At 41.0% G+C, this 24,820-nt stretch carries 23 protein-coding genes; 10 read left to right on the top strand and 13 right to left on the bottom strand.

Features of this window, described 5'->3' with window-relative positions:
* Positions 1-111: 111 nt before the first annotated feature.
* Positions 112-1,299 carry an FAD-dependent oxidoreductase gene (locus NSTC745_RS00705; RefSeq protein ID WP_445635460.1) on the bottom strand — a complete coding sequence of 396 codons (1,188 nt, stop codon included), beginning with the start codon at positions 1,297-1,299 and terminating at the stop codon, positions 112-114.
* A 362-nt stretch (positions 1,300-1,661) separates the two neighbouring features.
* Here NSTC745_RS00705 and NSTC745_RS00700 point away from each other — a divergent pair, with 362 nt between their 5' ends.
* The 6 genes from NSTC745_RS00700 to NSTC745_RS00675 all read left to right on the top strand — a co-directional run bounded on the left by NSTC745_RS00700 (position 1,662) and on the right by NSTC745_RS00675 (position 8,223).
* The gene (locus NSTC745_RS00700) at positions 1,662-2,165 is read left to right on the top strand and encodes a hypothetical protein (RefSeq protein WP_096537060.1); all 504 of its coding nucleotides are present in this window, start codon (positions 1,662-1,664) and stop codon (positions 2,163-2,165) included.
* Positions 2,166-2,170: 5 nt separating this feature from the next.
* Positions 2,171-2,455, top strand: coding sequence for a hypothetical protein (locus tag NSTC745_RS00695; RefSeq protein WP_445635459.1), 285 nt, complete (start codon positions 2,171-2,173; stop codon positions 2,453-2,455).
* Positions 2,456-2,588: 133 nt separating this feature from the next.
* The gene (locus NSTC745_RS00690; protein WP_445635458.1) at positions 2,589-3,137 is read left to right on the top strand and encodes a (2Fe-2S)-binding protein; all 549 of its coding nucleotides are present in this window, start codon (positions 2,589-2,591) and stop codon (positions 3,135-3,137) included.
* The gene (locus NSTC745_RS00685; RefSeq protein ID WP_445635457.1) at positions 3,124-4,098 is read left to right on the top strand and encodes an FAD binding domain-containing protein; all 975 of its coding nucleotides are present in this window, start codon (positions 3,124-3,126) and stop codon (positions 4,096-4,098) included. The genes NSTC745_RS00690 and NSTC745_RS00685 overlap by 14 nt, the downstream gene beginning before the upstream one ends.
* 592 nt (positions 4,099-4,690) lie before the next feature.
* Positions 4,691-5,641 carry a hypothetical protein gene (locus NSTC745_RS00680; RefSeq protein WP_445635456.1) on the top strand — a complete coding sequence of 317 codons (951 nt, stop codon included), beginning with the start codon at positions 4,691-4,693 and terminating at the stop codon, positions 5,639-5,641.
* 392 nt (positions 5,642-6,033) lie between these two features.
* Positions 6,034-8,223 (top strand): xanthine dehydrogenase family protein molybdopterin-binding subunit, encoded by a 2,190-nt coding sequence (locus NSTC745_RS00675; RefSeq protein ID WP_445635455.1) that lies wholly within the window; start codon positions 6,034-6,036, stop codon positions 8,221-8,223.
* 39 nt (positions 8,224-8,262) lie between these two features.
* Here NSTC745_RS00675 and NSTC745_RS00670 read toward each other — a convergent pair whose 3' ends face one another.
* Together NSTC745_RS00670 and NSTC745_RS00665 are read right to left on the bottom strand one after the other, a co-directional pair.
* Entirely contained in the window at positions 8,263-8,565 is a 303-nt protein-coding gene (locus NSTC745_RS00670) for a hypothetical protein (RefSeq protein ID WP_445635454.1), read from the bottom strand.
* Positions 8,566-8,578: 13 nt separating this feature from the next.
* On the bottom strand, positions 8,579-8,998 hold the full coding sequence (locus NSTC745_RS00665) for a hypothetical protein (protein ID WP_445635453.1): 420 nt from the start codon (positions 8,996-8,998) through the stop codon (positions 8,579-8,581).
* An 805-nt stretch (positions 8,999-9,803) separates the two neighbouring features.
* Here NSTC745_RS00665 and NSTC745_RS00660 point away from each other — a divergent pair.
* Positions 9,804-10,028 (top strand): hypothetical protein, encoded by a 225-nt coding sequence (locus NSTC745_RS00660; protein WP_445635452.1) that lies wholly within the window; start codon positions 9,804-9,806, stop codon positions 10,026-10,028.
* Positions 10,029-10,306: 278 nt separating this feature from the next.
* Here NSTC745_RS00660 and NSTC745_RS00655 read toward each other — a convergent pair whose 3' ends face one another.
* From NSTC745_RS00655 to ssuD, 7 genes are all read right to left on the bottom strand, one after another.
* On the bottom strand, positions 10,307-11,662 hold the full coding sequence (locus NSTC745_RS00655; RefSeq protein ID WP_445635451.1) for a (Fe-S)-binding protein: 1,356 nt from the start codon (positions 11,660-11,662) through the stop codon (positions 10,307-10,309).
* 52 nt (positions 11,663-11,714) lie between these two features.
* Positions 11,715-13,040: an FAD-binding oxidoreductase gene (locus tag NSTC745_RS00650; RefSeq protein ID WP_445635450.1), complete on the bottom strand. Its 1,326-nt coding sequence runs from the start codon at positions 13,038-13,040 to the stop codon at positions 11,715-11,717.
* A 526-nt stretch (positions 13,041-13,566) separates the two neighbouring features.
* Entirely contained in the window at positions 13,567-13,788 is a 222-nt protein-coding gene (locus NSTC745_RS00645; protein ID WP_445635449.1) for a hypothetical protein, read from the bottom strand.
* Positions 13,789-14,022: 234 nt separating this feature from the next.
* Complete coding sequence (locus NSTC745_RS00640) at positions 14,023-15,231, bottom strand: SfnB family sulfur acquisition oxidoreductase (protein WP_445635448.1); 1,209 nt, start codon at positions 15,229-15,231, stop codon at positions 14,023-14,025.
* A gap of 47 nt (positions 15,232-15,278) precedes the next feature.
* A complete protein-coding gene (sfnG, locus tag NSTC745_RS00635; RefSeq protein ID WP_445635447.1) occupies positions 15,279-16,370 on the bottom strand; it encodes a dimethylsulfone monooxygenase SfnG in 1,092 nt (363 codons plus the stop codon).
* A 354-nt stretch (positions 16,371-16,724) separates the two neighbouring features.
* Positions 16,725-17,291 carry an NADPH-dependent FMN reductase gene (gene ssuE, locus NSTC745_RS00630; protein ID WP_445635446.1) on the bottom strand — a complete coding sequence of 189 codons (567 nt, stop codon included), beginning with the start codon at positions 17,289-17,291 and terminating at the stop codon, positions 16,725-16,727.
* A 146-nt stretch (positions 17,292-17,437) separates the two neighbouring features.
* Positions 17,438-18,595, bottom strand: coding sequence for an FMNH2-dependent alkanesulfonate monooxygenase (gene ssuD, locus NSTC745_RS00625; protein ID WP_445635445.1), 1,158 nt, complete (start codon positions 18,593-18,595; stop codon positions 17,438-17,440).
* A gap of 431 nt (positions 18,596-19,026) precedes the next feature.
* Here ssuD and NSTC745_RS00620 point away from each other — a divergent pair, with 431 nt between their 5' ends.
* Together NSTC745_RS00620 and msrB are read left to right on the top strand one after the other, a co-directional pair.
* A complete protein-coding gene (locus tag NSTC745_RS00620) occupies positions 19,027-19,560 on the top strand; it encodes an MgtC/SapB family protein (RefSeq protein ID WP_445635444.1) in 534 nt (177 codons plus the stop codon).
* A 218-nt stretch (positions 19,561-19,778) separates the two neighbouring features.
* Positions 19,779-20,273 (top strand): peptide-methionine (R)-S-oxide reductase MsrB, encoded by a 495-nt coding sequence (gene msrB / locus NSTC745_RS00615; protein WP_445635443.1) that lies wholly within the window; start codon positions 19,779-19,781, stop codon positions 20,271-20,273.
* Between the two features lie 124 nt (positions 20,274-20,397).
* On the opposite strand, the gene NSTC745_RS00610 is transcribed toward msrB, so the two are convergent.
* The 3 genes from NSTC745_RS00610 to NSTC745_RS00600 form a co-directional block, all read right to left on the bottom strand.
* Entirely contained in the window at positions 20,398-21,660 is a 1,263-nt protein-coding gene (locus NSTC745_RS00610) for an NAD(P)/FAD-dependent oxidoreductase (protein ID WP_445635442.1), read from the bottom strand.
* Between the two features lie 274 nt (positions 21,661-21,934).
* Complete coding sequence (locus tag NSTC745_RS00605; protein WP_445635441.1) at positions 21,935-22,150, bottom strand: hypothetical protein; 216 nt, start codon at positions 22,148-22,150, stop codon at positions 21,935-21,937.
* 430 nt (positions 22,151-22,580) lie between these two features.
* A complete protein-coding gene (locus tag NSTC745_RS00600; RefSeq protein ID WP_445635440.1) occupies positions 22,581-23,180 on the bottom strand; it encodes an MBL fold metallo-hydrolase in 600 nt (199 codons plus the stop codon).
* Positions 23,181-23,587: 407 nt separating this feature from the next.
* Between NSTC745_RS00600 and NSTC745_RS00595 the strand changes: the two genes are divergently transcribed.
* Entirely contained in the window at positions 23,588-24,769 is a 1,182-nt protein-coding gene (locus NSTC745_RS00595) for a pyridoxal phosphate-dependent aminotransferase (protein ID WP_445635439.1), read from the top strand.
* Positions 24,770-24,820 lie beyond the last annotated feature (51 nt).

The raw sequence follows: 24,820 nt of genomic DNA, 5'->3' as shown, positions 1-24,820 counted from the left end.
GGCTATCTGTAACTAAATCATTGCCTTGTTAATTGAGGGAGTTTATCTCCCTCTTTTGCTTTTTATTGAAAAATTTGCTTAATAGTACAATTATACTATTAAAACTAAAATTTAACTCGCTACTGTTGGCTTGTAACTATAAACCCATTTGTGAAAATCCTCATTTAGCGTCATTTGCCGCTGTGGGGTCTGACTAGGAGATGTAAAGTCTTCGTAGTAGCGCATCTCGCCCATAGCACTACGAGCCTGAATAATTTTTGTACGCTCGATGCGAGACTGTTCGTAGGTAGTTAGGGCTTCTTCGAGGGTAGCTGAATGGGAAAAACACTGTGCCAGTTCGTATGCATCTTCAAAAGTGGTATTGGCTCCTTGTCCCATAGCTGGTGCCATTGGATGAGCGGCATCACCTAAGAGAGTAACTCTGCCTTGACTCCAGTGGGTTAAGGGTGGGCGATCGCAAATTGGCCCTTCCCAGATTTGCTCGGCTGGTGTGGCTTTTACCACCGCCCGAAAGGATTCATCCCAATCGGCTAATTCGTGGAGAATGCGAGATTTGACTCCATCGGCGTCTTGAGAAAGAGAGTAATCAGGCGAAAATTTACGACTAATCCAACTGGTATAGCCGCCTCCCACATTGAGAATGTACATGAACTGTTTATTGCCTTTGACGAAAACGAGTTCATACTCATTAAATAACTCGTGGTGGTACTTGATGACAGCACGCCAACACATACTACCGATATAATTAGGCTTACCCTCGCCAAATAAAGTTTCTCTAATTACGGAGTTGACACCATCAGCACCAATTAGCAAATCTGCATCTACTGATTTTTGACCATCAAAATGAATTTTCACACCGTTTTCATCTTGGTCAAAGCCGATGCAACGATGATTGAGGTGAATGATGTCAGATGGCAATCTTGATGCTAGAACTTGCTGTAAACGATACCACCAAATAGTCAATAATGGCTGCCCGTATTGGTCTAAATATTTAGTTTGACTAGTCCTGATTGTTTCTTTGTGAATATTCTTTAAAACCGTGTGGTTAACTTCGCATCCTGAGCTTTTCAGGGTTTCGACTATTCCCGGTGCGATCGCATCTAGAAAATTTAAGCCATTAGGAGCCAGTCCTAGTCCAGTTCCAGCCGGACGAAATTCTTGTGCTTTTTCGTATACTCGAACGTCAATACCTTGGTTTTGAAGTGCTATGGCAGTAGCCAAACCGCCTGGCCCAGCGCCAACGATCGCAACTTTTTCTAGTATCGGCTTAGAGAATTTCTGAGTTAGATTTTTGTTCATAATAGAAATCAGAATTTTAGGATATCCCCACCGATAAATCCGCTTGCTCTCCTACCTTTCGTTTTAAGCAGATTCACAGCCGTTATTTTGACTCCTAAATACTTTTTTAGTCAATCTTCCTGAAGAACCAACTCTGAATTGGCGTTTTAATCACTTGTCATCTGTCCTGTGGTTGCTGGTGGTAACAAAAACTGCACGCATAGGATTTTTGTAAATCTGACAAACTCAAATGCAATATCCTTACCTCGATTTTGGCAGTAAATTTTGTAAAATCGACCTTCATTGCTCAAAAAACCTAATATCAGGTACATAGCTTGCTGTATTATTTTTGTATTCAAAAATGATTGCGAACAGGATTTTGTATGAAATTTAAATCAGCTTCCATATATATTGGTTTAAGCTTTTTAAGTTTTTCAGTAAGTTCATTGCCGCGTGTTGTAAATCCACCACAAGTCCTTGCCCAAGAAGTTAGTTCTTCATGCCCTCTACCAGCTGATATCGCCATTACCTTTCTAAATTCGGAGTGTAAGGAAGTTAAACTAGAGCAACCCCAAACTTTTTATCGCTACTATAGTAGCAGTAACAACAAATACGGCAGATATTTAACGGCTGACAAATATAACACGAATGTAGAAGTAATCAAGAATCTCGCTCTCAATCAAGAATGGGGTAATCAAGCCACTCAAATACTAACAGTAACTTTGCCAGCAGGAACCTTAACTTATCAAGGCATTGTCGGCCCTCAAACTCCTAAAGAATGCTATCCAGGTGGTGGTCAACAAACATTTATTAAAGATTCAAAAGATCCGAATATCAAATGGTCTGACGCAGGAAATATCGTTGTAGAAAAGTTTAGCTGCCCGTAAAATTTATGGAAACCAACACACAAGAATTTATCGAGCTAATCGATCGAGCTTCTGAAATTAGCGAACAGATGCTTAAAGACAAAAAATCTGAGTCTTCTCCACGTTTAAACAACCTCATAAATGCCTTACAATCTATTAAAACTAAGGCACTCAATGGTCAACTCGAACCATCAGGAGGAGTCTCAACTCTTGGTCTAGCTCGTGAAGTGGCGGATTGGATTGAACCGTTAGATTCGCCATTATTAAAAGCTGTAGGTGGCATAGAGGAATATTATCAAAAACACCTCTAAATCTCCTATTTTAGTCTATTTAACGCAACATTACAGTTAACGGAACAGTGCTGAGTAATGAGTAATAATTACCATTTTTAACTCAGTACTGTTTTGTTAAAAGTAATTATATTTATTCACATTAGCACCCAATATGGAAGAAAATTCTTTAGCAGCGATTCCTTCAAACTCTGTTACCCAAGAATTTAGAATATTGAGTTCGCAAGAAGTAGAATTCTCGCTAAATGTCAATAATTTATCCTACTCAGTAAAGCTAGAACCCCGCGTTACTTTACTCGATGCACTACGGGAAAAGCTGGGTTTGATGGGTACAAAAAAAGCTTGCGATCGCGGTGAATGTGGCGCATGTACTGTATTAGTTAACAATCGGCGAATTAACTCCTGTATGACATTGGCAATAATGCACATCGGCGCTGCAATTACTACTATTGAAGGATTAGCAGAAGATGGCAAACTCCATCCTCTACAAACAGCTTTTATCACCCATGATGCTTTTCAATGTGGATATTGCACATCTGGTCAAATTGTCTCTGCCTTAGGGATGATATTAGAAGAAAAACCCAAATCTGAAGCAGAAATTCGAGAAAAAATGAGTGGAAATCTTTGCAGATGCGGTGCATATCCAAATATTATTGCAGCGATTCAAGATGTCCTAGAGGAAAAGGAAGATGCAGCCATTTAGTTATGCTAAAGTTTTGTCACAAGCAGCGGCGATCGCCACAATTCAAGAACAGAAAACTGCGGAATTTCTTGCGGGCGGTACTGATTTATTGGGATTAATCAAAGATGGCGTAAAAGTAGTAAATACATTAATTGATATTAACAGTTTACCGCTAAGAGATATTGAATTTCAAACTCATGGAACTCGCATTGGTGCAATCTGTAGATTAAGCGATGTAGCTTTTCACCCCCAAATTCAAGAGTGTTATCCAGTAATTACCCAGGCTTTGCTACAAAGTGCTTCGCCACAACTGCGAAATATGGCAACTGTGGGTGGTAATTTATTGCAACGAGTTCGTTGCAGCTACTTTCGCGATCCAGTTTTTCCTTGTAATAAACGCACTCCAGGTAGAGGTTGTGCGGCAATTACAGGCTACAATCGGATGCACGCTATTTTTGGAGCTAGCGAACATTGTATCGCCGTTCATCCTTCAGATTTAGCTGTAGCTTTGACAGTATTAGATGCAGTGATTTGCATTCAAGGGGCAGAAAAAACACGGCGAATTTCAATTCATGATTTTTATCTTTTACCAGGAGAGACGCCACAAACAGAAAATTTATTACAACCTGGAGAATTAATTGTTGCTATTGAAATTCCAGATTTTGCATATAAATCTCATTATTTAAAAGTTAGAGATCGGGCTAGTTATGAGTTTGCTCTTGTTTCTGTAGCTATTGCCTTAGAAATAGAACAAAATGTTATCAATTCAGCACGTATCGCTTTTGGAGGAGTAGCCCCAAAACCTTGGCGTGCATGGAAAGTTGAAGAATTCCTCAAAGGGAAAGCAATCAATACAGCTACATTTATAGCCGCAGGGGAACTTGCAATTAAAGAAGCAAAACCGCAAACACACAATGAATTCAAAATTGAATTAGTCAAACGCGTTTTAATTCGTGGGCTTTCAAAATCTTGTGGGGGTTGAACTCTACACAGGAGTTGTATGATACCTTCTACTAAAACTCAAGATTCGTGTGGCTTATTTCCTCGACTGCACTCAGCTTAACTAATAGAGAGGCGAAGGTTTGAGTGCAAGAATAAGTGGCAATTCAATTATAATAGTGATATTGGTCACAAGAGGAGTGCGATCGATATCACTAATTAGCAATGATTTAGGTTATAATATTTGTTTCATCGCCTCTAAGGTAAAAAGCTAGTTCATAAATTGATACTAGCCTTAAAAAGTCGTTATTCCTCAATTAGCCGATCGAGAAGTTAAGACTATGTTTGAGTAGTGATGGCTATTACCTGTTAAGCCCTGAATTATCTGTGTAAGTGAATTTGAGGGCTTGATTACAGACAAGTTTATTTGAGTAGTGTCAAGTATTAGCAAATTGTTGCGCGAAAAGATATAAGCTTCTTTTCACAGCAGCAAAAATTTTGAATTAGAGTTACGTCAGTCTCTGATTTGTTATTTAAATAACTATTAATTTTATGAAAGTAAAAGCTTAGCATTAGTCTTCAGAAGAATTTATAAATATTTATTAGATATCAAGTATTAATTAAAGTTATTTATAATGCTAAAACAACTTAAAAAAAAATTTCCATTGCAATATAACATTTGCTATGAAAACTATATAGGATTAACTAAAAACCCTCGTTGGTTGTTGATGCGTAAAGTTGGTAGATTCCCTTTTGGAAAAGTTGTAAGAGATTTTTTGCCTTATAAAAACGAACATTTTTCTCAAGAATTCGTAAATACAAGCTGCACTCTATTTCCAGGTCTTGATATTGATGTTGTTGTTAATAGTTTGCAGGAAAATGGATTTTATTTGGGTCTTAACCTTTCCAAAGAAATAGTAACTGAAATTGCTGATTTTGCTCATTCTCATGCTTGTTATGGTGATTACAAACCTAATTTAGGTTTTTTTTATAATCAGAAGCAATTAGCAGAAAAGCATTACGATCGAATATTTAAACTAGCTGGCTATTTTAATACAGCTTTGCTTTGTCCTGCTATTAAAAAGCTGCAAAACGATCCTACACTATTGGCAATAGCTGGTAAGTATTTAGAGTGTAAACCCGTACATTTATCTAATCAATTATGGTGGAGCTTTGCTGGTGAGACAACAACATTTGAAAAGATGAAAACATTTCAAATGTTTCACTACGATCAGGATGATTATCGCTTTTTAAAATTTTTCTTTTATTTAACGCATGTTGATGCATTAGGTGGCCCCCACGTTTGTGTTAGAGGCAGCCACAAGCAGAAAAAACTTTCACATTTATTGTTACCTAAATGTGAAACTGATGAAGATATTATTAGCTATTATCAACAAAAATCATTAGTGACTATTTACGGCAAAGCAGGGTTTGGCTTTGCTGAAGATACTTTTTGTTTTCACAAAGGCACTACTCCCATTGCTCAAGATCGCCTGATGTTACAAGTGGAGTTTGGCACAATTGATTACAATATGCAGCATGATATAAGAGACCCATTAATTCTACAAACTATGATTAATTCCTAAAAATAATTTATTATATATAACGATCCTATCTCAGTTGCGAAAATTAACTAACCGCTTTTTCTAAGACGCAGCGTCTCGTAGAAAAGGTTTCACAATTGATTTAGGACTGCTCTATAATACAAAAGTATCATAAACATGTACTTAATGTTTATTCAAGGAACCCAAAGTAGAGGTAACGGCATATTGTGAGTTTGCGAATGAGCAAGTGTCGGCATCAACGATACAAACAAAGAAAATGCTCGATAAATTAGTGACTGTTAAGTCCAAGTTTGCAGAAAATTGGTATAACAAATTTATGCATATATATGGATTTAAATTTTAGAGTTTAATTTGCCACAATTTTATGCAGACCTCTACTAAATTTAATTTTCCAGCAAAGGGAAAGCAACAGTATGAGTAAAATTGTTGGTAAAGCAGTAGATCGGGTTGATGGTAGACTGAAAGTCACGGGAGAAGCACCATATACAGCTGATGTGCCCATAGACAATTTGACTTATGGCGTAATTTTTGAAAGTACGATCGCCAATGGCAAAGTTATCGAAATAGACACATCAAAAGCCTTAGTATCGCCTGGTGTAATAGATATCGTTACTTACGAGCAAACACCATCGTTAATTAAAATACCGTTCTTTTCTCCTGCAAAAACTCAACCAACCGAGAAAGATGACAACATCTATTACAATGGTCAACACCTGGGGATTGTAATCGCTCAAACTTTAGAACAAGCCCAAACCGCTGCTGCTTTAATTAAAGTTATCTACGAAGAAGCAGCGCCAACAATAACATTGGCACAGGCAGAAATTTTTGAACCAGAAACAGTAAATTTTGGCATCATGCCAGGTAAAATCACTAGAGGGAATATAGAATCTGGTAAAGCACAAGCAGATATTCTCGTGCAGGAAGTTTATTCCACACCGATGGAAAATCATAATCCCCTAGAAACTTCTGCAACCATAGCGATGTGGGAGGGGGATAATTTGATATTATATGAAACCACCCAAGGCATTTCTGCAACCCAAAGAGCCATCGCATCTGTTCTGAATATTCCTCAAGAAAATGTCCGCGTCATCTCCAAATATTTAGGCGGAGGATTTGGTTGTAAAGCACTACTCAGATCTCATACTATTCTTTGTGCCATCGCCGCCAAACGAGTCAACCGACCGGTGAAAGTTGCCTTAGAGCGATCGCAAATGTATACTAGCTGCGGCTACCGTTCCGAAACTCAACAACACCTAACGCTAGGTGCAACCAAAGAAGGCAAACTAACAGTCATTACTCACACCGGCACATCCTTAACATCCCAATTTGAAGACTTTGTGGAACCCGTTGGCGCAGCCACAACGATGATGTACGCTTGTGAAAATTTGCAAGTGAAATATCGCTTGGGACGCATCAATGCTGGTACGCCAACCTTTATGCGCGGTCCCGGCGAAGCACCAGGAATGTTTGCCTTAGAGTCGGCAATGGATGAACTCGCTTCTGCCTTAAATATTGACCCCATTGAATTCAGACTGAGAAATCATGCAGATATCGATCCTCATACGGGATTACCTTGGTCGAGTAAATCCCTGAAACAATGTTATCAAAAAGGTGCAGAGATTTTTGGCTGGTCACAGCGCAACCCAGTTCCGCGTTCCATGCGAGAAGGTGATTTTTTGATTGGTTGGGGAATGGCGAGTGCGACATTTCCCAGCAATTCTGGTTCAGCATCAGTGAAAGTCGAAATTTTTGCCACTGGAGAAGTAAAACTAGAAACTGGTACTCAAGACATCGGTACAGGCACTTATACAGTGATGAGTCAGGTGGCTAGTGAAGCATTAGGCTTACCAGTGCAATTTCAACTAGGTGATAGCAATTACCCGAAAGCACCGATTACAGGCAATTCAATTACAGTTGGTAGCGTTTCGCCGGCGGTGCATAAAGCAGCGATCGCCGCACGGGATAGAATAATTGAAATGGCGATCGTAGATCCAAATTCCCCTCTTTATGGATCTGAAACAGAAAATATTACAGTTGAATCAGGGCAAATATTTTTAAAACAAAACCCATCCCAGCGAGACAGCTACACCGATATTTTGCGCCGTCAGGGATTAGAAAGTTTAGAAGTCACAGAACAAACTACACCCAACCCAGAGAGTAAAAGTTATTCCAAACACTCTTTTGGCGCCATCTTTGTAGAAGTCGCCGTTGATGAACTTTTAGGAGAAATCAAAATTAGACGTTGCGTAGGTGTTTATAGTGTAGGGCGAATTCTCAACTTCAAGACAGCACGCAGTCAAGTTGTCGGTGGTATTACTTGGGGAATTGGCATGGCATTAATGGAAAAAACCATAATGGATGCTAACCAAGGCAGAATAATTGGTGCCAATCTTTCAGACTACTTGATTCCCGTTCATAAAGATATTCCAAATATGGAAGTGCAATTTATTGAAGAAGAAGATCCTTATGTGAATGCGCTAGGAACTAAAAGTTTGGGAGAACTTCCCATTGTTGGCGTAGCCGCAGCCATATCGAATGCAGTTTATCATGCTATAGGTAAACGGATTCGCGACTTGCCAATTACACCAGACAAGTTGTTGTAAGTGAAAATGAAACCTAGAAAATGATTCAGCCGATAACCTTCACCGTCTAATACTTTCACTGACTTCTTTTCTAAATTTTTCGATAACATCTTGTAATTTTGCTTTATGTTCTGAATCTAAATTATCTAAATTCCCTTCAATAAAAACTTTTAACACAGATCCTTGGTTAGGATTGTTAACACAGTTAACACATCTAACATCTTTTTGATATGAAGGTAATTTACTTTCTCTCTTGTTTACTCCACCCTTTTTTTTTGGATCGTACATATTTCTCACAAGCTTAAATGTAGTTGCTAAAGCAGACACGCCCATTATGCTAGAAACAATCGCTAGAATTTCCATAATTTCCTCCGAATTAAGACATAGCTAAATACTTGCAAAAAAGACTGGTAGCAAAAGAAAATAAAAATATAGCTACCGTCGCATAAAATATGCTTCTGTCAATGTTTTGACTAGTTGTTTTTTGACTATTTACTGGAAGATTTTTGATGTAAGGATAGAGTAGCCCAGCAGCTAATGTAGACAAAAAACAACCACCGATGATTAGAATTTCATACCATTGATTTAAGCTTGACCTAATCAGGATATTACCTATTGATTCCGCTCCAAATGATACAGCAATTATTAGTAACTGCCCATCTCTGTAATGTTGATAGTCAAACCATTCTTGTCCGTAAAATAGCCTAACCAGACAATCAATTCCTAATGGAAGTACTGAGACTATAAATGTAAATAATAGCCAAACAAGCACTTCTTTTGGTAATGGAAGCAACATAATTATGTTAGATCAATATAATAACTTATTTTCAAGCAAAAAATAAAATGAAATAGCTGATAATATACAAAAAACTGGCTAAAAATTGTTTGTAGCGTAACTTTTTTAGGAAATAATTATATTTATATTTTCCGTTTACCTAATTCCTACAAGCGGTTTGTCTTTGGAGACAATAACGCAGTTGCAGACAAATAGGCGATCGCAATCCTAAATCTTGAAAAAAATGCTATGGCGATTGTCATTTGAGTATCGCTCATAAGTTACCTCTTTTTTAGCTTTTGAATTCTGACTCCTAAATTCTGCTGTAAAATTTCAGCGTTGCCAAAATTAAGTACCAACACTAAGTAGTTTCTTGTTAATTTATCACCTGATAACTATGTTGCCAGGGTATTTCAAAAGTCAAAAATTAATATCTTTCGTTTAGGTTCCAGGTTTTTAATAAAAATGCAAGGACAGTTAAGGCATTTAAGAAAACATTTCACAAAAGCTTAAATTATTGTTGTTTTTTAACCTGCTAATATTCTGACTTTTCATGGCATGTTGAAAAGGTTATTTAAGCCTTTCTTCAAGCCCTAATTTTTCCATTAGGTATTCTCATTAGTCTATAAATATTGAGAATAACGCTGTAGAAAAAACATTATTTTTATAAAAACTTGAGTATTTTTACTGGAAATTTATAGTAAAGAAAATAAAGAGTAAATAATGTGGTTTTTACTACGTTATTGACTTGAATTAATAAGATAAACTTGCCTCATGAATGTCATCAAAGTACTGAGTTTTATTTAGTAACAAAAAAGGACAAACAATGAGCAAAGAAGTAGCCAAAGTAATCATATGGGAAGAGAATCAAAAAGATTTTGTTAAAAAGTTCTATGATTTACAATTTGTTCCTAGACTAGGAGAGGAAATTTACTTAAAAAAAGAGAAATGGAAAGTAACCAGAGTCGAACACGATCTAGAAGTAAATGAGGTTAATGTCTACATAGAATTAATCAAAAAAGTCAAGCAGGATAAATCATCTAATTCATAAATAAAATTGACAAGAGACGCAATAAATCGCCGTCTCTACGAAAGATTGATTATTGTAGAAACGGCGATTTATCGCGTCTTCGGGATCTAGAATTTTCAGCAAAAACCTTAACTTGAACTAATAAACAAAGCTGTGCTACGCTGCACTAAATCTATAGACCTCTTGCAAAAGTCCCTAATACCCCACCCCTTGCTAAGGAAGGGGAGGGGAGACAAAGCGTAGCTTTGGCGGGGTGGGGTCTTATTTTCGATTTATGCAAGAGGTCTTATATTTACTTTTCAAACTTCCAACTTCACACCCCGAATTGAATAATCTAACAACTCCATCGGGTGAATTACTGAAATCTTTTTACCTTGCAACTTTAAATGCTTAGTAATTTGCAAAGTACACCCCGGATTAGCAGAAGCAATTAACTCAGCACCAGTATTCAATAAATTTTGTACTTTTTGCTGACCCAATTCCTCAGAAACTTCTGGTTGCAACATATTATAAACACCAGCACTGCCACAACACAAAGCCGCATCTAGAGGTTCTTTTAACTTGACCCCTGGAATTTGCCGCAATAACTGACGCGGTTGGACGCTAATCTTTTGACCGTGTAATAAATGGCAAGCATCTTGATAAACTAAAGTCAAAGTTTGATCTGTCAATGGTGATAGTTTGGCTGTTAATCCAACAGTTGCCAAAAACTCTTGAGCATCTTTCACCTTAGCCGCAAAATCCTTCGCTTTTTCGCGATATTCTGGGTCGTCTTCTAATATATGACCGTATTCTTTTAAAGTATGACCGCAGCCAGCAGCATTGATAATTACAAAATCTACATCAGTCTTGGCAAAACTATCAATCATCTGTCTTGCTAAAGCCTTGGCCTGTTCTGTTTGTCCTTGGTGTTCGGGAAGCGCTGCACAACAGCTTTGAGATTTGGGAATTACAACTTCACAACCATTCGCTGTCAAAACCCGCACCGTCGCTTCATTCACAGGAGAAAAGAACAATCGTTGCACGCATCCCAAAATTACCCCAACACGGTAGCGCTTTTCACCTTTAGCAGGAATCACACTAGGCAAATTATCTTGAAAAGATTTGAGAGTAATTTTTGGCAGAATAGATTCCATTGCTGCCAAACGAGGAGATATTTTATTGAGTAAATTGGTAGTCCGAACTAACTTACTCAAACCCAACTTTTGATAAACAAACAAGGGAGCTAATAAAACTCGTAAAAGATTGGGATAAGGAAACAGAGAAAATATCAACTGCCGAAATAATTTATCTGGCAAACTGCGGGGATAATTGCGTTCAATTTGGTGACGAGTTGCAGATATTAACTTGTCATACTGCACGCCAGAAGGACAAGTACTCACGCAAGCAAGACATCCCAAACAAGAATCAAAATGTTCTACTGTTGCCGTATTAAGAGCAATCTTACTCTCATTAATTGCATCCATTAAATAGATGCGTCCTCTAGGAGAATCCATCTCCTTACCCAACACCCGATAACTCGGACAAGTCGAGAGACAAAATCCACAATGCACACAACTATCAATCAAATTCGGCTCAGGTGGATGACTCTCATCAAACCCCTGCAAATCTTTCAAACTAGCCGTCTTATTAACAGAATTTTCTGAAACTTGCATAATCAATTCTTCTCCCCTCTTCCTTGGCGTCCTTGGCGGTTATTTCTTCCAACTAAATCCCACCTACAAACCTACCAGGACTTAAAATATTTTTGCTATCAAACTGCTCTTTAATACGGCGCATCAATGTTAAACCATTCCCCGTATAACCCCAAACATCTACTTGTTCTTTAACCGCCGCTGGTGCTTCCAGAATTGTTAAAAAACCACTATGAGTTTGAGTGCGTAGGCGTAGCTCATCGCGAACTTGCAAAACCCGATCTTTATCCTCTAATTGTAACAAACCCAAACCACTACTGATATGAATTAAACCTAACTCCACCTCAGATAAAATTTCCACCGCAGCAGTAGGTAACACTCCTATTTTGCAGGTAATTACAGATTCTTCAACACGAGAATGTATTCGTTGTTGTAATCTTTCCCATAGATTAGCTTCATCGCCATCTATATAAATTGCCCCATCTAAACCCAATTTTTGCCCTAGTTCCAAAACTCGGTTTGACTGTTCTTTAACGCTCTCACTAATACTTTGAAACCGAGCAATTAATCCTAGTCCTTTACCCAAACCTAAACCAGATACCAATTTAGTTGATAGCAAATCAGCCTGGACTGGTGTTAACCCCGAACCCCGCAAAGTATCAGCCGCTTGAGATACAGCCTCAGCTTCACCAGTTAGTACCACCGTTGCCGATGCTTCTTGTAGCGGATACAGTCGAAAAGTTACTTGACTAATAACTCCTAATGTGCCGTAAGATCCAGTAAACAATTTCATTAGATCGTATCCGGCAACATTTTTGACTACTCTTCCGCCAGCTTTCGCAATTTGTCCATCAGCACGCACAAAAGTAATACCTAGTAATTGGTCGCGCACGCTACCATAGCGTTGTCGTAGAGAACCTGTATCACCTGTGGCGACGATACCGCCAATAGTTGCCGACTTTGGTGCAGTGGGGTCAAGGGCAAGAAATTGCCGCGAGTTTGCTAAAAGTGCTTGCAGATTCGAGAATTTCATCCCCGCTTCTACAGTCACAGTTAAATCACCCACAGCATGTTCGATGAGTTGGTTGATGCGTTCTGTGCTGACTACAATATCAATGCCCTTAGCTAAACCACCCCAAGAAAGTTTACTGCCACTACCACAGGGCAAGACACGCCAGTTGTTTTTATCAGCTGTGGCGAGGACTGCGGCTAGCTGTTCTTGGGTGCGGGGATAGACAATACAATTGGGAAGGTTTCCGGAAGCTATAGCCTTTTGAATACGTTTTTGCTGATTTAGTTCGACATTTTCCCAAAGGCAAACAGCATTTTCTTCGCCGACGATAGATGTAAGAGCAGAAGCGCACGCACCTTGCGGCTTGTCGTTAGACATCGCTTTCATTAAGTTTATTTTTTTACGCCCTACATCTAATTTACTGGCTAACCCGACCAAAAAAGCGCATTGCCATTAATATAACGTGAGTTCGATATAGCAGTCCTATTTGATTTGTGAAAAATATTGAGAAGGAAACGTAGACGCGCCAGCGGTGAGGTAGTGCATTGGGCGGGTTTCCCGACTTGTTCGCTCTTAGCGTTCCCGTAGGGTAGCAACTACCGAACCCGAAGGGCTTGCCGCAGGCTACCGCAAAGTACGCGTAGACGCGGAGCGGCTTCCCGCAGGGTAGGACGCAAAGGGAAGAAAGATCGCTATAGATTCCAAAGAACCCCTGTTAAAGAAGTTGGAAGTCGGAAGTACAGTTTTGTAATGGGCATTTAGACCCCACCACAAAACTGACCGGTTATAGAACCGGGGGACTTAAACCCAGCGAATTTGTTAAAACCTCTCCTGCTTCGGGGCTACGGTGTACGCACAAGTCTTCTAGAGTTGGGCCGCAGGCTTTCGATCCCGCCAATTCCCCTTGAAAAAGCTACGGTGTATACACAAGTCTCTTGACCTGCACCTTTGTTGCATCGGCTTGCACCTTTGTTGCATTGCCTTGCACCTTTGTTGCATTGCCCTGCACCTTTGTTGCATCGCCCTGCACCTTTGTTGCATCGCCCTGCACCTTTGTTGCATCGGCTTGCACCTTTGTTGCATTGCCTTGCACCTTTGTTGCATCGCCCTGCACCTTTGTTGCATCGAAGAGCAAAAATTAATTTTCTGTGTCTTACACAACAACTCTAAAAGACTTGTGTGTACGCGGTAGCCTTTCAAGAGGGGGATCGGGGTTTCAGGCTTCAGTGCGTAAGTCCTAAATTCAACCTAATACAGCGTTTTTCAAGTAAATGAAGTACATAGTTACATGGGTAGGGGGGCACAGCTGTGCGCCCCTACGATGATCTGTACCTCACCAAGTTGCAATCTGCTGTAATTTTGGGAAACTTTACAACCACGGATGACGTGGTGGATTGACATTGTTCAAGAAATAATTACCAACGGCGTAATATTTCCAACGCACGGGATCGTGTAGAGTATGCGCTCTGGCATTGCGCCAGTGGCGATCGTAATTGAACTCTTGCAAGGTAGACTTTGTACCTGCTAGTTCAAACAACTTGTTGGTTGCGAGTAAGGATGCTTCGGTGGCTAGGGCTTTGGCTTCAGCTACGGCGATGGAAGCGGCAACTACTTTCGGTTCTTCTAAACCAGAAGCGTTTGCGCGATCGATAAATTCACCCGCACGCTTTAACAGTGCTTCGGCAGCGTGAACCTGAATCTGCACCTGTCCAAGATTATAAATTGTTAAGGGATCTTCGTAACCATGCTCCAAATTACTGTCAACCCAAGGACGGGTATGCTTGCGAACGAAGTCGATTGTGTCTCGCACTGCGGCTTTGGCAATGCCAACATCTACCGCTGCCTGGATAATTTGAGCGATCGCACCCATAGGAGTAGCACGCTCAAAGGCTAAGTAGTGAGGAATCACATGCTCTGATTTCACCTTCACATTTTCTAGAATCGTGGTGCCACTAGCAGTAGTTCGCTGGCCAAAACTACTCCAGTCATCGAGTAAAGTTAGCCCTTCGGCGTCACGTTCTACGAAAGCAATTACTGTTTTGCCTTCGTCATTACTTGCAATTACTGGAATCCAATGTGCTAACAGCGCCCCAGCAGAATAAAATTTGCGTCCGTTGAGGACGTATCCATCGCCAGATTTTTCTAAGCGTGTCCGCACGTCGGTTACAGATTTGGTGCCAATTTCCGAAAAGGCATTACCGAAACGCTTACCTTGCAATACCAAATCAAAGAAAAACCGTTTCTGTTCCTCGGTACCGTCCAGCCGGATTGCTTCCACCATGTAGAGGTGATTTTGGGGAATTTGTCCCAGACTGGGATCGGCCTCGGAGATAATTTTGATGACTTTTGCCAAGGTAGCATTAGAAACAAACGCCCCGCCATATTCCTTAGGTACGGTGATTCCCCATAACCCACTAGCAGAGAACTTTTTCACCTCTTCATATGGTAGACGCCGGTCTCGATCGCGTTCCGAATCTCCTTTGACAAATTCAGCTGCTAGTTCCTTAGCAATGGCGATCGCTTCGGCATCGCTAGTTATTACATGGGCTTTTTGCTCAGAAGAAATTACTGCTGTCATATAATACCTACCTTTTTATTTTTCCGCAGATGCGATAAATCGCGTTTCTATGCAACCACCAACTCTTCAGATGTCCGGCGATGAGCTTCAATTTCTCTGACTAAAGGAATTACAGTTTGACCAAATGCTGGCAAGTCATCCGTATAATGCAGGAAACCACCGAGAATTAGATCGACACCGAGTTCGTAATATTGACGGATGCGATCGGCAACTTGCTCAGCAGTGCCAATTAATCCGGTTTTAAATCCATCGTTGTACTGTACTAAATCAGAGAAGTTAGAGTTTGCCCACATTCCCTGGCGTTCCCTAGTGGAAGCACCGGCTTGTTTGACTGCTTCCCCAAACCCATGAACTGCTTCTACATCTGCTTTAGCGATAATTTCTTCTAAAACAGCATGAGCTTGAGCTTCGGTATCCCGCACCAAAATAAAGGCATTCAAGCCAAACTTAATTTTTCGTCCTTCTTGACGCGCCAGTGCAGAAACTTCTTCAATTTGCTCGCGCACTCCTTCTAAGGTATTCCCATTCATGAAGTACCAGTCAGAGACGCGGGATGCCATTCGTCGTGCAGCTTTTGAGTTACCGCCTTGGAAAATTTCTGGGTGAGGAGAACTAACAGGTTTGGGTTTCACCCAACCACCATTGATGCGATAAAAGTCCCCCTTAAAGTGGAACTCTTCCTCAGTCCACATTCCTTTAAGAACGCGAATAAATTCTTCAGAACGACGATAGCGCTCATCATGATCTAACCAGTGTTCGCCGTAGATGGTGAATTCATCTTTAAACCAACCGCTGACAACATTCAGACAGAAGCGGCCACTGGAGATTGCATCAATGGACGAACCCATCTTGGCAACTACGCCAGGATGCCACAATCCTGGATGAACCGCAGCAATCAATTTTAACTTCTGGGTAACTGGCGCTAAAGCTGCTACCGTGGTGAGAGCTTCCAGTTGGTACTCAGCACCATAGCTAGCAATAAACCGAGCTTGTGCCAAAGCGTAATCAAATCCCACCTGTTCGGCAGTTTGGGCTAGTTGGGCATTGTAATCATAAGTCCAATCTGTGCGTTGGGGGATTTTGCTAACAACTAAACCGCCACTGACGTTAGGAATCCAATATGCAAATTTGATATCCATGTTTTACACCTCGTATAATGTGACCGCAATACTTTTCGGATAAGTGCCAACAAATTTTTTGGTGGTTTGGGAAAAGGGTAAAGGTAAATGCCTAAGGGATGAATTAAACCTTTCCCCTTTAACCAAAAAATATTGGATCTGAGCCTGATTAGTTATTTATTGAAGTTTAAAGATACGCGATATTAGTTGAATAGAATAAACAAGTATAGGTGTAGCCTCTTGATTTTGAGCTAGCTACAAAAATGTAATTATTAAGAATAAATTGATGTTGCTATTTTTAACTTTTTGAGAAAGGTAGCAGATGGGTATGAATTACCCTACTGCTACGACAAACGGAGGTATAAACTTGTTTATTTAATTGGCATGAACCAATTCTTGAGGTGCTGCGGCATCGTATTCTACAGCTTTCACAAATTCTTTGAGAACGTCTTTGAGCCTTTGGTCAATATCTTCATCTAACACGACGCTATTATCGGGTTGTCGTTGAATTTGTTTATCTACTGCATAAACAGTAGCTAAAATATGCCGCGCTCCTAATTCACCTAACACAGGTTTTAGAGCATATTCTATTGCTAATAAATGAGCGATCGTCCCACCAAGTGCAATTGGTAATACAGGTTTACCTGTTAATGATTTCTGCGGTAATAAATCGAGAAAACTTTTGAGTACTCCTGTGTAAGCAGCTTTGTAGATTGGGGTGGCAATAATCACACCATTTGCGTTTGCTAATAAAGCTTTTGGTTCTTCTAAAGCAGGGCTGTCATATCTTCCAAAAACTAAATCTTCAGCAGGCAAATCCCTAGCTGAAATAATGTCTACATGCAAACCTTCTTGTTGTAAAAGCTTAGCAGTGTATTCAACAACACCGTAAGTTCTAGAAGGATGAGTTGGACTACCTGCGATCGCTAAAATCTTTGTCATTTAATTAAACTCCTAAATTAATGGGCATGGGGCATGGGGCAAGTAGGAAGTGTGGGAGGTGTGGGAGGTGTGGGAGGATAGAGAAGAAATCTTTCCCCCTTTCTCCCCACCTCCCCAGTCCCCATTCCCCAATACCCTAAACTTTACTAGGATATGGATGTAGCTTTCTGTTTATGCTGCTGAGGAAAATCTTCGTTTGCCACGATCTCGCCAAATGGACTCAAGACGTGTTGCTTTTCTACTGCGGGGAGATTTGTTAAAGGCAAATGAGGAAATAAAAGTTCTGCAACTCGATAAGCTTCTTCTAGGTGGGGATACCCAGAGAGGATAAAGGACTCAATACCCAAATCTGCATATTCTAATATTCTGGCGGCTACAGTTTGCGGATCGCCGACTAAGGCCGTTCCGGCACCACCCCGTACTAAGCCAACTCCAGCCCACAGATTCGGACTAATTTCTAGTGCTTCTCGACTACCGTGGTGTAGTTGAGTCATCCGCTGTTGTCCAACTGAATCCATCCGGGCATAAGCTTTTTGGGCTTTAGCGATCGCTTCATCATCTACATATTTAATCAATTGATTCGCTGCATCCCAAGCTTCGCTCTCGGTTTCCCGCACAATTACATGTAGGCGAATACCAAACCGCAATGTCCGGCCTTGTTCTTGGGCAAGTCTCTTAACTGATGCAATCTTATCGGCTACTTGCGCTGGTGGTTCGCCCCAAGTTAAATAAACATCTACGTGCTTGGCTGCAATTTGCTGGGCAATGCGAGAAGAACCACCAAACCACAAGGGTGGATATGGCTTTTGCACTGGTGGAAACAACAGTTTGCCATCTTGAATGTTGAGATAATCGCCCTGAAGATTGACTTGTTCGCCACTAGCGATCGCTCGCCATACCGTCAAAAATTCATCCGTTAATTCATAACGGCGATCGTGATCCAAATGCAAGCCATCTCCCGCTAACTCTACGGGATCGCCGCCTGTAACTACATTAATCAGCAAGCGTCCGCCAGAAAGGCGATCGAATGTGGCCGCCATCCGCGCTGCTACTCCAGGCGACACTAAGCCAGGACGAATCGCCACCAAAAAACGCATCTGCCGCGTCAGTGATACCAACGTTGACGCTACAATCCAAGCATCCTCGCAAGAGCGACCAGTTGGCAACAAAGCCCCGGTATAGCCAAGGTCATCCACCGCCTGGGCAATCTGCCGCAGATAGGCAAAACTCACTGCCCTTCCGCCTGTAGCAGTTGCAAGATAGCGTCCGTCTCCGTGGGTTGGGATGAACCATAGTAGCTGCATGAATTCTATCCTTTTAAACTACGGTAATCTGATAAAAATACCGTACTTTACTTACAGCTTTAGAGTATCACATATTCAACTTCGCTAAGCAAGAAGTTTTTTCAGAAACACTGGGCATTGGGCATTGGGCATTGGGCAAGGGGAAAGGGAAAGGGGCAAGGGGAAAAGGGGAAAGATTAAATTTATTCCTTTTCCCTTTACCCTTTAACCTTTTCCCCTGCCTCCCCTGCCTCCACCTCTCGGAGGGATGGAGAAATTACAGGTTTGCGTATATGATTTTGCTTATTGCTAACCTTTTGTTAAATTATTCTTAATGTACGCCAAACCTATTGATTTATTGTAGTTAAGTTTTTATCTCTAGATGTGGGTAATTATCCAGTCAGCTAGCAATAGGCGTCCAATTCTGTTCTATCTCTGGGAGAAATAAGATAATGGGGCCGATGTTTATTACTGCCAATGATTGGCCGCATATAGCTTTGAGACTGTCTTTGGCGCTGCTGGTTGGTTGCATGATTGGATTTAACCGTCAGCAAGGAGGTAGACCCGCGGGGATGAGAACTTTTATGCTGGTGAGTATGGGTGCGGCACTATTTGTGATGATTCCTTTGCAAGCTGAAGGTGAAAGTCCCTATGCTGCTACCAATGCGTTGAGTCGGACAATACAGGGTGTAGCTACAGGAGTAGGATTTCTAGGAGCTGGATTAATTTTACAAGAGTCTCCCAGAAAATCTGCGACACCAAAGGTACGCGGGTTAACCACAGCTGCGTGTGTCTGGACAGCGGCCGGATTGGGGGCTGCCATCGGCTGCGGTTTGTGGCAAATGGGATTATTAGGAGGGTTGCTGACTCTAGTCACTCTGAGTGGTGTGAAGCGGCTCAATAGTTCATTTATGTTTCTGACCGGTCAGGATAAAAACGGCAGTACTCAGGATTTAACAAGTTCTGATGATGAAAATGATGATTGAAGACGAATGCAGAATTTAGTGGATTTTTATTAAAGCGCGAAATTAAGTCAAGCGGATCGGATTTCCGTCCAGTATTTTATAATTTGTTGTTTCTCATCTAATTTTAATCAGATTATCAGCTTTAATTCAGACCGATCGCTAATTCTGATAATTAAAGCAGGGAATACCGTACTGGAGTTGATTGACCAGTGACCCAGGAAATAGAAAATAATAGATATATGGACAAGCGGTATTTTTTACAAGCTAGTGCAGTAATAGTTGGCACAGCTTTATTATCAAGGTATATCAAATGGGGGTCAGAAGAAATGACAACTTCTAACAGTAGATTTGAGATTAACAAACCTGAAGAAGAGTGGAGTCAAATTTTAACGCCAGAACAGTTTCGAGTATTGCGTAAACACGGGACTGAACGCGCTCACACTAGCCCTCTCGATAAGCAATACGATGAAGGGACTTATTATTGTGCTGCGTGCGAACAACCATTGTTTACATCTGAAACCAAATTTAATAGCGGTACTGGCTGGCCTAGCTTTTATAAACCAATTGAAGGTGCGATCGCCACTACTGTAGATAGGTCATTGTTAATGACCAGAACTGAAGTGCATTGTAGTCGCTGTGGCGGCCATCTGGGTCATGTTTTTGACGACGGCCCCGCACCCACAGGCCAGCGCTACTGCATGAACGGTGTTTCGCTGAAGTTCGTTCCGGCGTAGGGGAGATGGGGAGATGAGGAGATGGGGAGATGGGGAGATGAGGAGAATAATTCTTAACTGCAAACTCCAAACTCTTTTAGAGACGCGATTAATTCCGTCTCTACTTCTAACTCCTCACTCCTCACTAACGTTTTTTTACAGACAGAATTAAGCGAACTGAGCGATCGCGTGATAAATAAGTATGAAGCCAAGTAAGTAACACTAATAAGCGACTGCGGTAGCCAGGGAGATATACCAAATGAACTCCTAGCCACATCAGCCAAGGTAGGCAGCCTGTAAAGGCAAATGTACCAATTTTTGCCACACCTGAATAGCAGCCAATAATCACTAATATTCCTTTGTGGAAATAGCTAAAAGGTTGTGGCGATCTACCTCGAAATTGCAGCTGAATATTTCGAGCTACAGCAGTACCTTGCTGAAGTGCCTCTGATGCAAACCCAGCTAATGGTTTGCCGTTCTTTTCCAGATATGCCAAATCCCCAATGGCATAAACATTAGGTTGCTCTAGCAATTGCAGGGTGGGATGAACAATTAACTTTCGTTTATTTGCCAAAGAAAGCTCGTCTGAGATTGTGGGATAATTTGCCTCTACCCCCGCAGTCCAAATGACGGTTGCAGTTGGAATTACCTCATCATTTTGCAGATGCACAGATTCAAAAGTTACTCTGGTGACTTTGGAAAGCAGATAAACCTCTACTCCTAGTTGATGTAATCGTTTATGAGTGTAAGCTCCCAACTTTTTTGGCAGTTCGGCCAGTAAGCGATCGCCAGATTGCAGGAGAATCAACCTAACTTCCGGGAAAAGTGTAAGATAGTCTCGACGCAAATGACCTCGAAGCATTTCCGCAAAAGCACCCGCCACCTCAACACCGGTTGCTCCACCCCCGACAATTGTAAACGTCAGCAGTTGTTGGCGTCGTGATGAATCAGATTCTTGAATAGCTCGCTCAAAACAAAATAAGATTTGATTTCGGATGGCGATCGCTTCTTCCAAAGTTCTCATGGCAAAAGCAAATTCTGAAGCTCCAGGAACTCCCAAAAACTGAGTTTGGCTTCCAGTTGCTAGCACAAGAAAGTCATAGCTAATTAAACAAGTATCTGTTTCAATAGTTCGTTTTGAAAAATCAATTTGCTTAACCTCAGCCATTAAAAACTCAATCTTAGCCTTATTCCCTAACAAAGAGAATCGCCGTAAAATTGTCCGAATCGGATAAGCAATATACTCAGGTTCTAATTGCCCTGTGGCAACCTGATACAACAATGGTACAAAGGTGTGATAGTTGTTGCGATCGATTAATACTACATCTAAACCAGAATCAGCTAAAGATTGTGCAACTTGCAACCCACCGAATCCAGCGCCAACAACGACAACGCGGCAACTGTTCATCCTTCCCCTCTTAATTTTCTTAAGCTAGTCGGCCAAGTTATTAACTGTCAATACATTGATGATAATGACACTAAGATAAACTGACAGGGGAAGTAGAGAAAACAACTATTCCTAATCAGCGTAGGGTAGGCACTACCTTTTTATATAATGCCCACCCTACAAAGATCGATTATCAAATTTCATCTGGAATTGATATATATTCCAAACGAAACTTCTACCTTTAGAAGTAGAAAATCATAACTTCTCAAAAATGTAGAAAACCGATCGCTGTTTATTAAATCCTCACGTAGTGAGCGGGAACCCACCGTCTACCATTTCGTGTTTTTTCCCAATGCCCAGGAATCAACTTTTGATGAATAACTGGGCGTCGAACAACATTAGGTCTATGAACCTCAGGTCTGACAATGATTTTTGCTGCCGATGCCTGTGATGGTAAAGAAGCAATAGCCAGTGGTAGAGCCAGTAATGTGCCAATTAGAATACGTTTCATAATCGAATCTCTCGTTAGTTAAGTTTGGTTTACTTGTCTACAACATTCCTCATTAATTTGCGAACATTTAGCCCTTAAATAGCCTTCAGAAAAATATCTGTTTTCGCTATAAAAGTCTTACTTGTTTCACGTATAAATAGGATTGCTGTATGGCTATGAGTTTAAAACATTCAATTCAGAATCCACATTGGCAAAAAGTCATTATTTCAGCATTACTTTGGTCATAATGCTTTCGATTGAGTTACTTATTTTCTGATTTTTACCACTTTGCTAATACAAAGTATCTCAATTATCAAATTATTTATAAAAGATAAAATTCCCGGTTTTTTCAATAAAAACCAGGAATTTATGACTTTAAATTCTTACAAATTAAACCGTATTGTTCATATCAGCAGTTTGTAATTTGATAGACAAATCTACAAAATTACTTTTACAACGTCGCCACAAGTTCCTTTAAGCGATCGCGTCCATCGCGGAACACAGGCCAACCATCTCCCACTAACACAGCTTCCACCCGGCTAAGTTCTGCCAACCTCTGCACAGAAGCAACGGCCTGCTCTCGATTCAGCAGCTTGTCATCAGGTAATATAGTCAAACTACCTGCCTTGCGTGCCCGTACTAAATCTCCTGTAATCAAAGTCGTTTCCTCCAATAATAGAGCCAGTTCGCCGGGCGTTTTAGAACCTTGGAGTTCAATTACCTTTAGTCCGGGTACAAATTCTTCACCATCAGATAGCCAGCGATCGCAGTGTATGGGAAAACTGTCTTTTTCTGCCACAGGGCCGGCTATCTTAGCATAAGTTTGATCGGCAATTTCTTTAGTTGCCCTGACATGTTCAGAATTCGTCAACACAATCCAACCCACACCACCGAGAGATTGCAAATGATTCCAATCATGGTTAGATAGCGCTACTGGGTCAATCAAGATGTTGCCATCTGGGCGAATCCAGGCAATCCCATTGAAATCAATATTTCTTGCCGGATTGAAACTAGACCAGCTATAGAGATCGGGACGATGCAAAGATTTCATGATGATTCTGGATTAGTACGTTCAATAATTGACTATTAATCTCAATAATTCAGTATATAGGGCATTGGGCATTGGGCATTGGGGACGGGAAAAGGTTAAAGGGAAAAGGGAAAAGGAATAAATTTAGGATTTACCCACACTCTAAAAATCTTTGGCGTCTTGGCGGTAGCCTACCTTCGGGAACGCCAAGCCGCAAAGCGTCTACGAGAAATTAAGCGAAGTTGGTCATTTTTGCGTAAATCCTGAAATTTAATCTTTCCCCTTTTCCCCATGCCCAATGCCCAATGCCCCATGCCCAATTCTTCCTCTCAATTAGAAATTTGAGTATACTACGATAAATCTATCGATATTATGGTTTTATTCGAGTTTAGAGAAATTGTCGTACAAGAGGTAAAGGGGTGAGTCAGATGCAGCGCCAAAAAATATCAGCGAAGGCAGGACAGTTTACAGAGTCGGTGATTCGAGAAATGACAAGGGTGGCACTGCAATATGGCGCGGTGAATTTAGCCCAAGGATTTCCTGATTTTGCCTGTCCCCAGGAGTTGAAGCAGGCAGCTTATGAAGCAATAGAGGCTGATGTTAACCAATATGCTATCACTTGGGGCGATCGCCCATTTCGGGAAGCGATCGCCAAAAAAGTTCGCTGGTATCTCGGCTTGGATATCAACCCCGAAACTCAAATCACTGTTACTTGTGGTTCCACAGAAGCAATGGCAGCTGTCATGCTGGCTACAGTCGATCCCGGTGACGAAGTAATTGTATTCGAGCCGTACTATGAAAACTACGGCCCCGATGCGATTCTAGCTGGTGCTACACCCCGCTATGTGACACTGCATCCTCCACATTGGACATTTGATGAAACACAGTTGCGTCAAGCTTTCAATGCTAATACCAAAGCCATTATTATTAATACACCCCACAACCCCACTGGCAAAGTCTTTAGCCGTGAAGAACTCACTTTAATTGCCGAACTTTGTCAAAAGTGGGATGTACTCGCCTTCACTGACGAAATCTATGAACACATTCTTTACGATGGCGCTCAACATATTGCTTTAGCGACCCTTCCCGGAATGGAAGAACGCACAGTTACCATCAACGGACTATCCAAAACCTATAGCGTTACCGGATGGCGAGTCGGTTATATTTTGGCAAACCCAGAATTGACAACCGCCATTCGTAAAGTCCATGATTTCTTAACAGTAGGTGCCCCTGCACCATTGCAACGGGCCGGAGTTGCTGCCATGCAACTACCACCATCATATTATGAAGAATTAGCCAAACTCTATCAGCACAAACGAGACAACATTTTACAAATTCTAGATCGAGTAGGCATTCCCTACTTCCGTCCCAAAGGAGCATATTATGTTCTTGCAGATATTTCCAAATTCGGTTATAAAACCGATATTGAATTCACTTACCACTTAATTAAAAATATTGGTGTTGCTGTAGTTCCAGGTTCTAGCTTTTTCAGCCAACCTGAAAAAGGACATTCATTAATCAGATTCTGCTTTAGCAAAACACCTGAGACATTACAAACAGCGGGCGACAGATTACTCAAACTACAACCCAATCTACAACCAATATCCTAACAGCTTTTTTTGCTCTTATCTTTGCGCTCTACCCTGCGGGAAGCCGCTCCG

This window comes from Nostoc sp. DSM 114161 (assembly GCF_052692665.1).
The sequence above is the reverse complement of the archived record's forward strand: the minus strand, read 5'-3'. Positions and strand labels throughout refer to the sequence as shown.

What these genes read in the sequence shown, in the direction of transcription:
- NSTC745_RS00690 (WP_445635458.1), top strand. Translation starts at nt 2,589, where the DNA reads ATGGAAGAAAATTCTTTAGCAGCGATTCCTTCAAACTCTGTTACCCAA.
- NSTC745_RS00655 (WP_445635451.1), bottom strand. Translation starts at nt 11,662, where the DNA reads ATGCAAGTTTCAGAAAATTCTGTTAATAAGACGGCTAGTTTGAAAGAT.
- NSTC745_RS00610 (WP_445635442.1), bottom strand. Translation starts at nt 21,660, where the DNA reads ATGAACAGTTGCCGCGTTGTCGTTGTTGGCGCTGGATTCGGTGGGTTG.
- NSTC745_RS00600 (WP_445635440.1), bottom strand. Translation starts at nt 23,180, where the DNA reads ATGAAATCTTTGCATCGTCCCGATCTCTATAGCTGGTCTAGTTTCAAT.
- NSTC745_RS00620 (WP_445635444.1), top strand. Translation starts at nt 19,027, where the DNA reads ATGGGGCCGATGTTTATTACTGCCAATGATTGGCCGCATATAGCTTTG.
- NSTC745_RS00665 (WP_445635453.1), bottom strand. Translation starts at nt 8,998, where the DNA reads ATGTTGCTTCCATTACCAAAAGAAGTGCTTGTTTGGCTATTATTTACA.
- NSTC745_RS00650 (WP_445635450.1), bottom strand. Translation starts at nt 13,040, where the DNA reads ATGAAAGCGATGTCTAACGACAAGCCGCAAGGTGCGTGCGCTTCTGCT.
- NSTC745_RS00695 (WP_445635459.1), top strand. Translation starts at nt 2,171, where the DNA reads ATGGAAACCAACACACAAGAATTTATCGAGCTAATCGATCGAGCTTCT.
- NSTC745_RS00685 (WP_445635457.1), top strand. Translation starts at nt 3,124, where the DNA reads ATGCAGCCATTTAGTTATGCTAAAGTTTTGTCACAAGCAGCGGCGATC.
- ssuD (WP_445635445.1), bottom strand. Translation starts at nt 18,595, where the DNA reads ATGCAGCTACTATGGTTCATCCCAACCCACGGAGACGGACGCTATCTT.
- msrB (WP_445635443.1), top strand. Translation starts at nt 19,779, where the DNA reads ATGGACAAGCGGTATTTTTTACAAGCTAGTGCAGTAATAGTTGGCACA.
- NSTC745_RS00680 (WP_445635456.1), top strand. Translation starts at nt 4,691, where the DNA reads ATGCTAAAACAACTTAAAAAAAAATTTCCATTGCAATATAACATTTGC.
- NSTC745_RS00670 (WP_445635454.1), bottom strand. Translation starts at nt 8,565, where the DNA reads ATGGAAATTCTAGCGATTGTTTCTAGCATAATGGGCGTGTCTGCTTTA.
- sfnG (WP_445635447.1), bottom strand. Translation starts at nt 16,370, where the DNA reads ATGGATATCAAATTTGCATATTGGATTCCTAACGTCAGTGGCGGTTTA.
- NSTC745_RS00640 (WP_445635448.1), bottom strand. Translation starts at nt 15,231, where the DNA reads ATGACAGCAGTAATTTCTTCTGAGCAAAAAGCCCATGTAATAACTAGC.
- NSTC745_RS00705 (WP_445635460.1), bottom strand. Translation starts at nt 1,299, where the DNA reads ATGAACAAAAATCTAACTCAGAAATTCTCTAAGCCGATACTAGAAAAA.
- NSTC745_RS00595 (WP_445635439.1), top strand. Translation starts at nt 23,588, where the DNA reads ATGCAGCGCCAAAAAATATCAGCGAAGGCAGGACAGTTTACAGAGTCG.
- NSTC745_RS00605 (WP_445635441.1), bottom strand. Translation starts at nt 22,150, where the DNA reads ATGAAACGTATTCTAATTGGCACATTACTGGCTCTACCACTGGCTATT.
- NSTC745_RS00700 (WP_096537060.1), top strand. Translation starts at nt 1,662, where the DNA reads ATGAAATTTAAATCAGCTTCCATATATATTGGTTTAAGCTTTTTAAGT.
- ssuE (WP_445635446.1), bottom strand. Translation starts at nt 17,291, where the DNA reads ATGACAAAGATTTTAGCGATCGCAGGTAGTCCAACTCATCCTTCTAGA.
- NSTC745_RS00660 (WP_445635452.1), top strand. Translation starts at nt 9,804, where the DNA reads ATGAGCAAAGAAGTAGCCAAAGTAATCATATGGGAAGAGAATCAAAAA.
- NSTC745_RS00675 (WP_445635455.1), top strand. Translation starts at nt 6,034, where the DNA reads ATGAGTAAAATTGTTGGTAAAGCAGTAGATCGGGTTGATGGTAGACTG.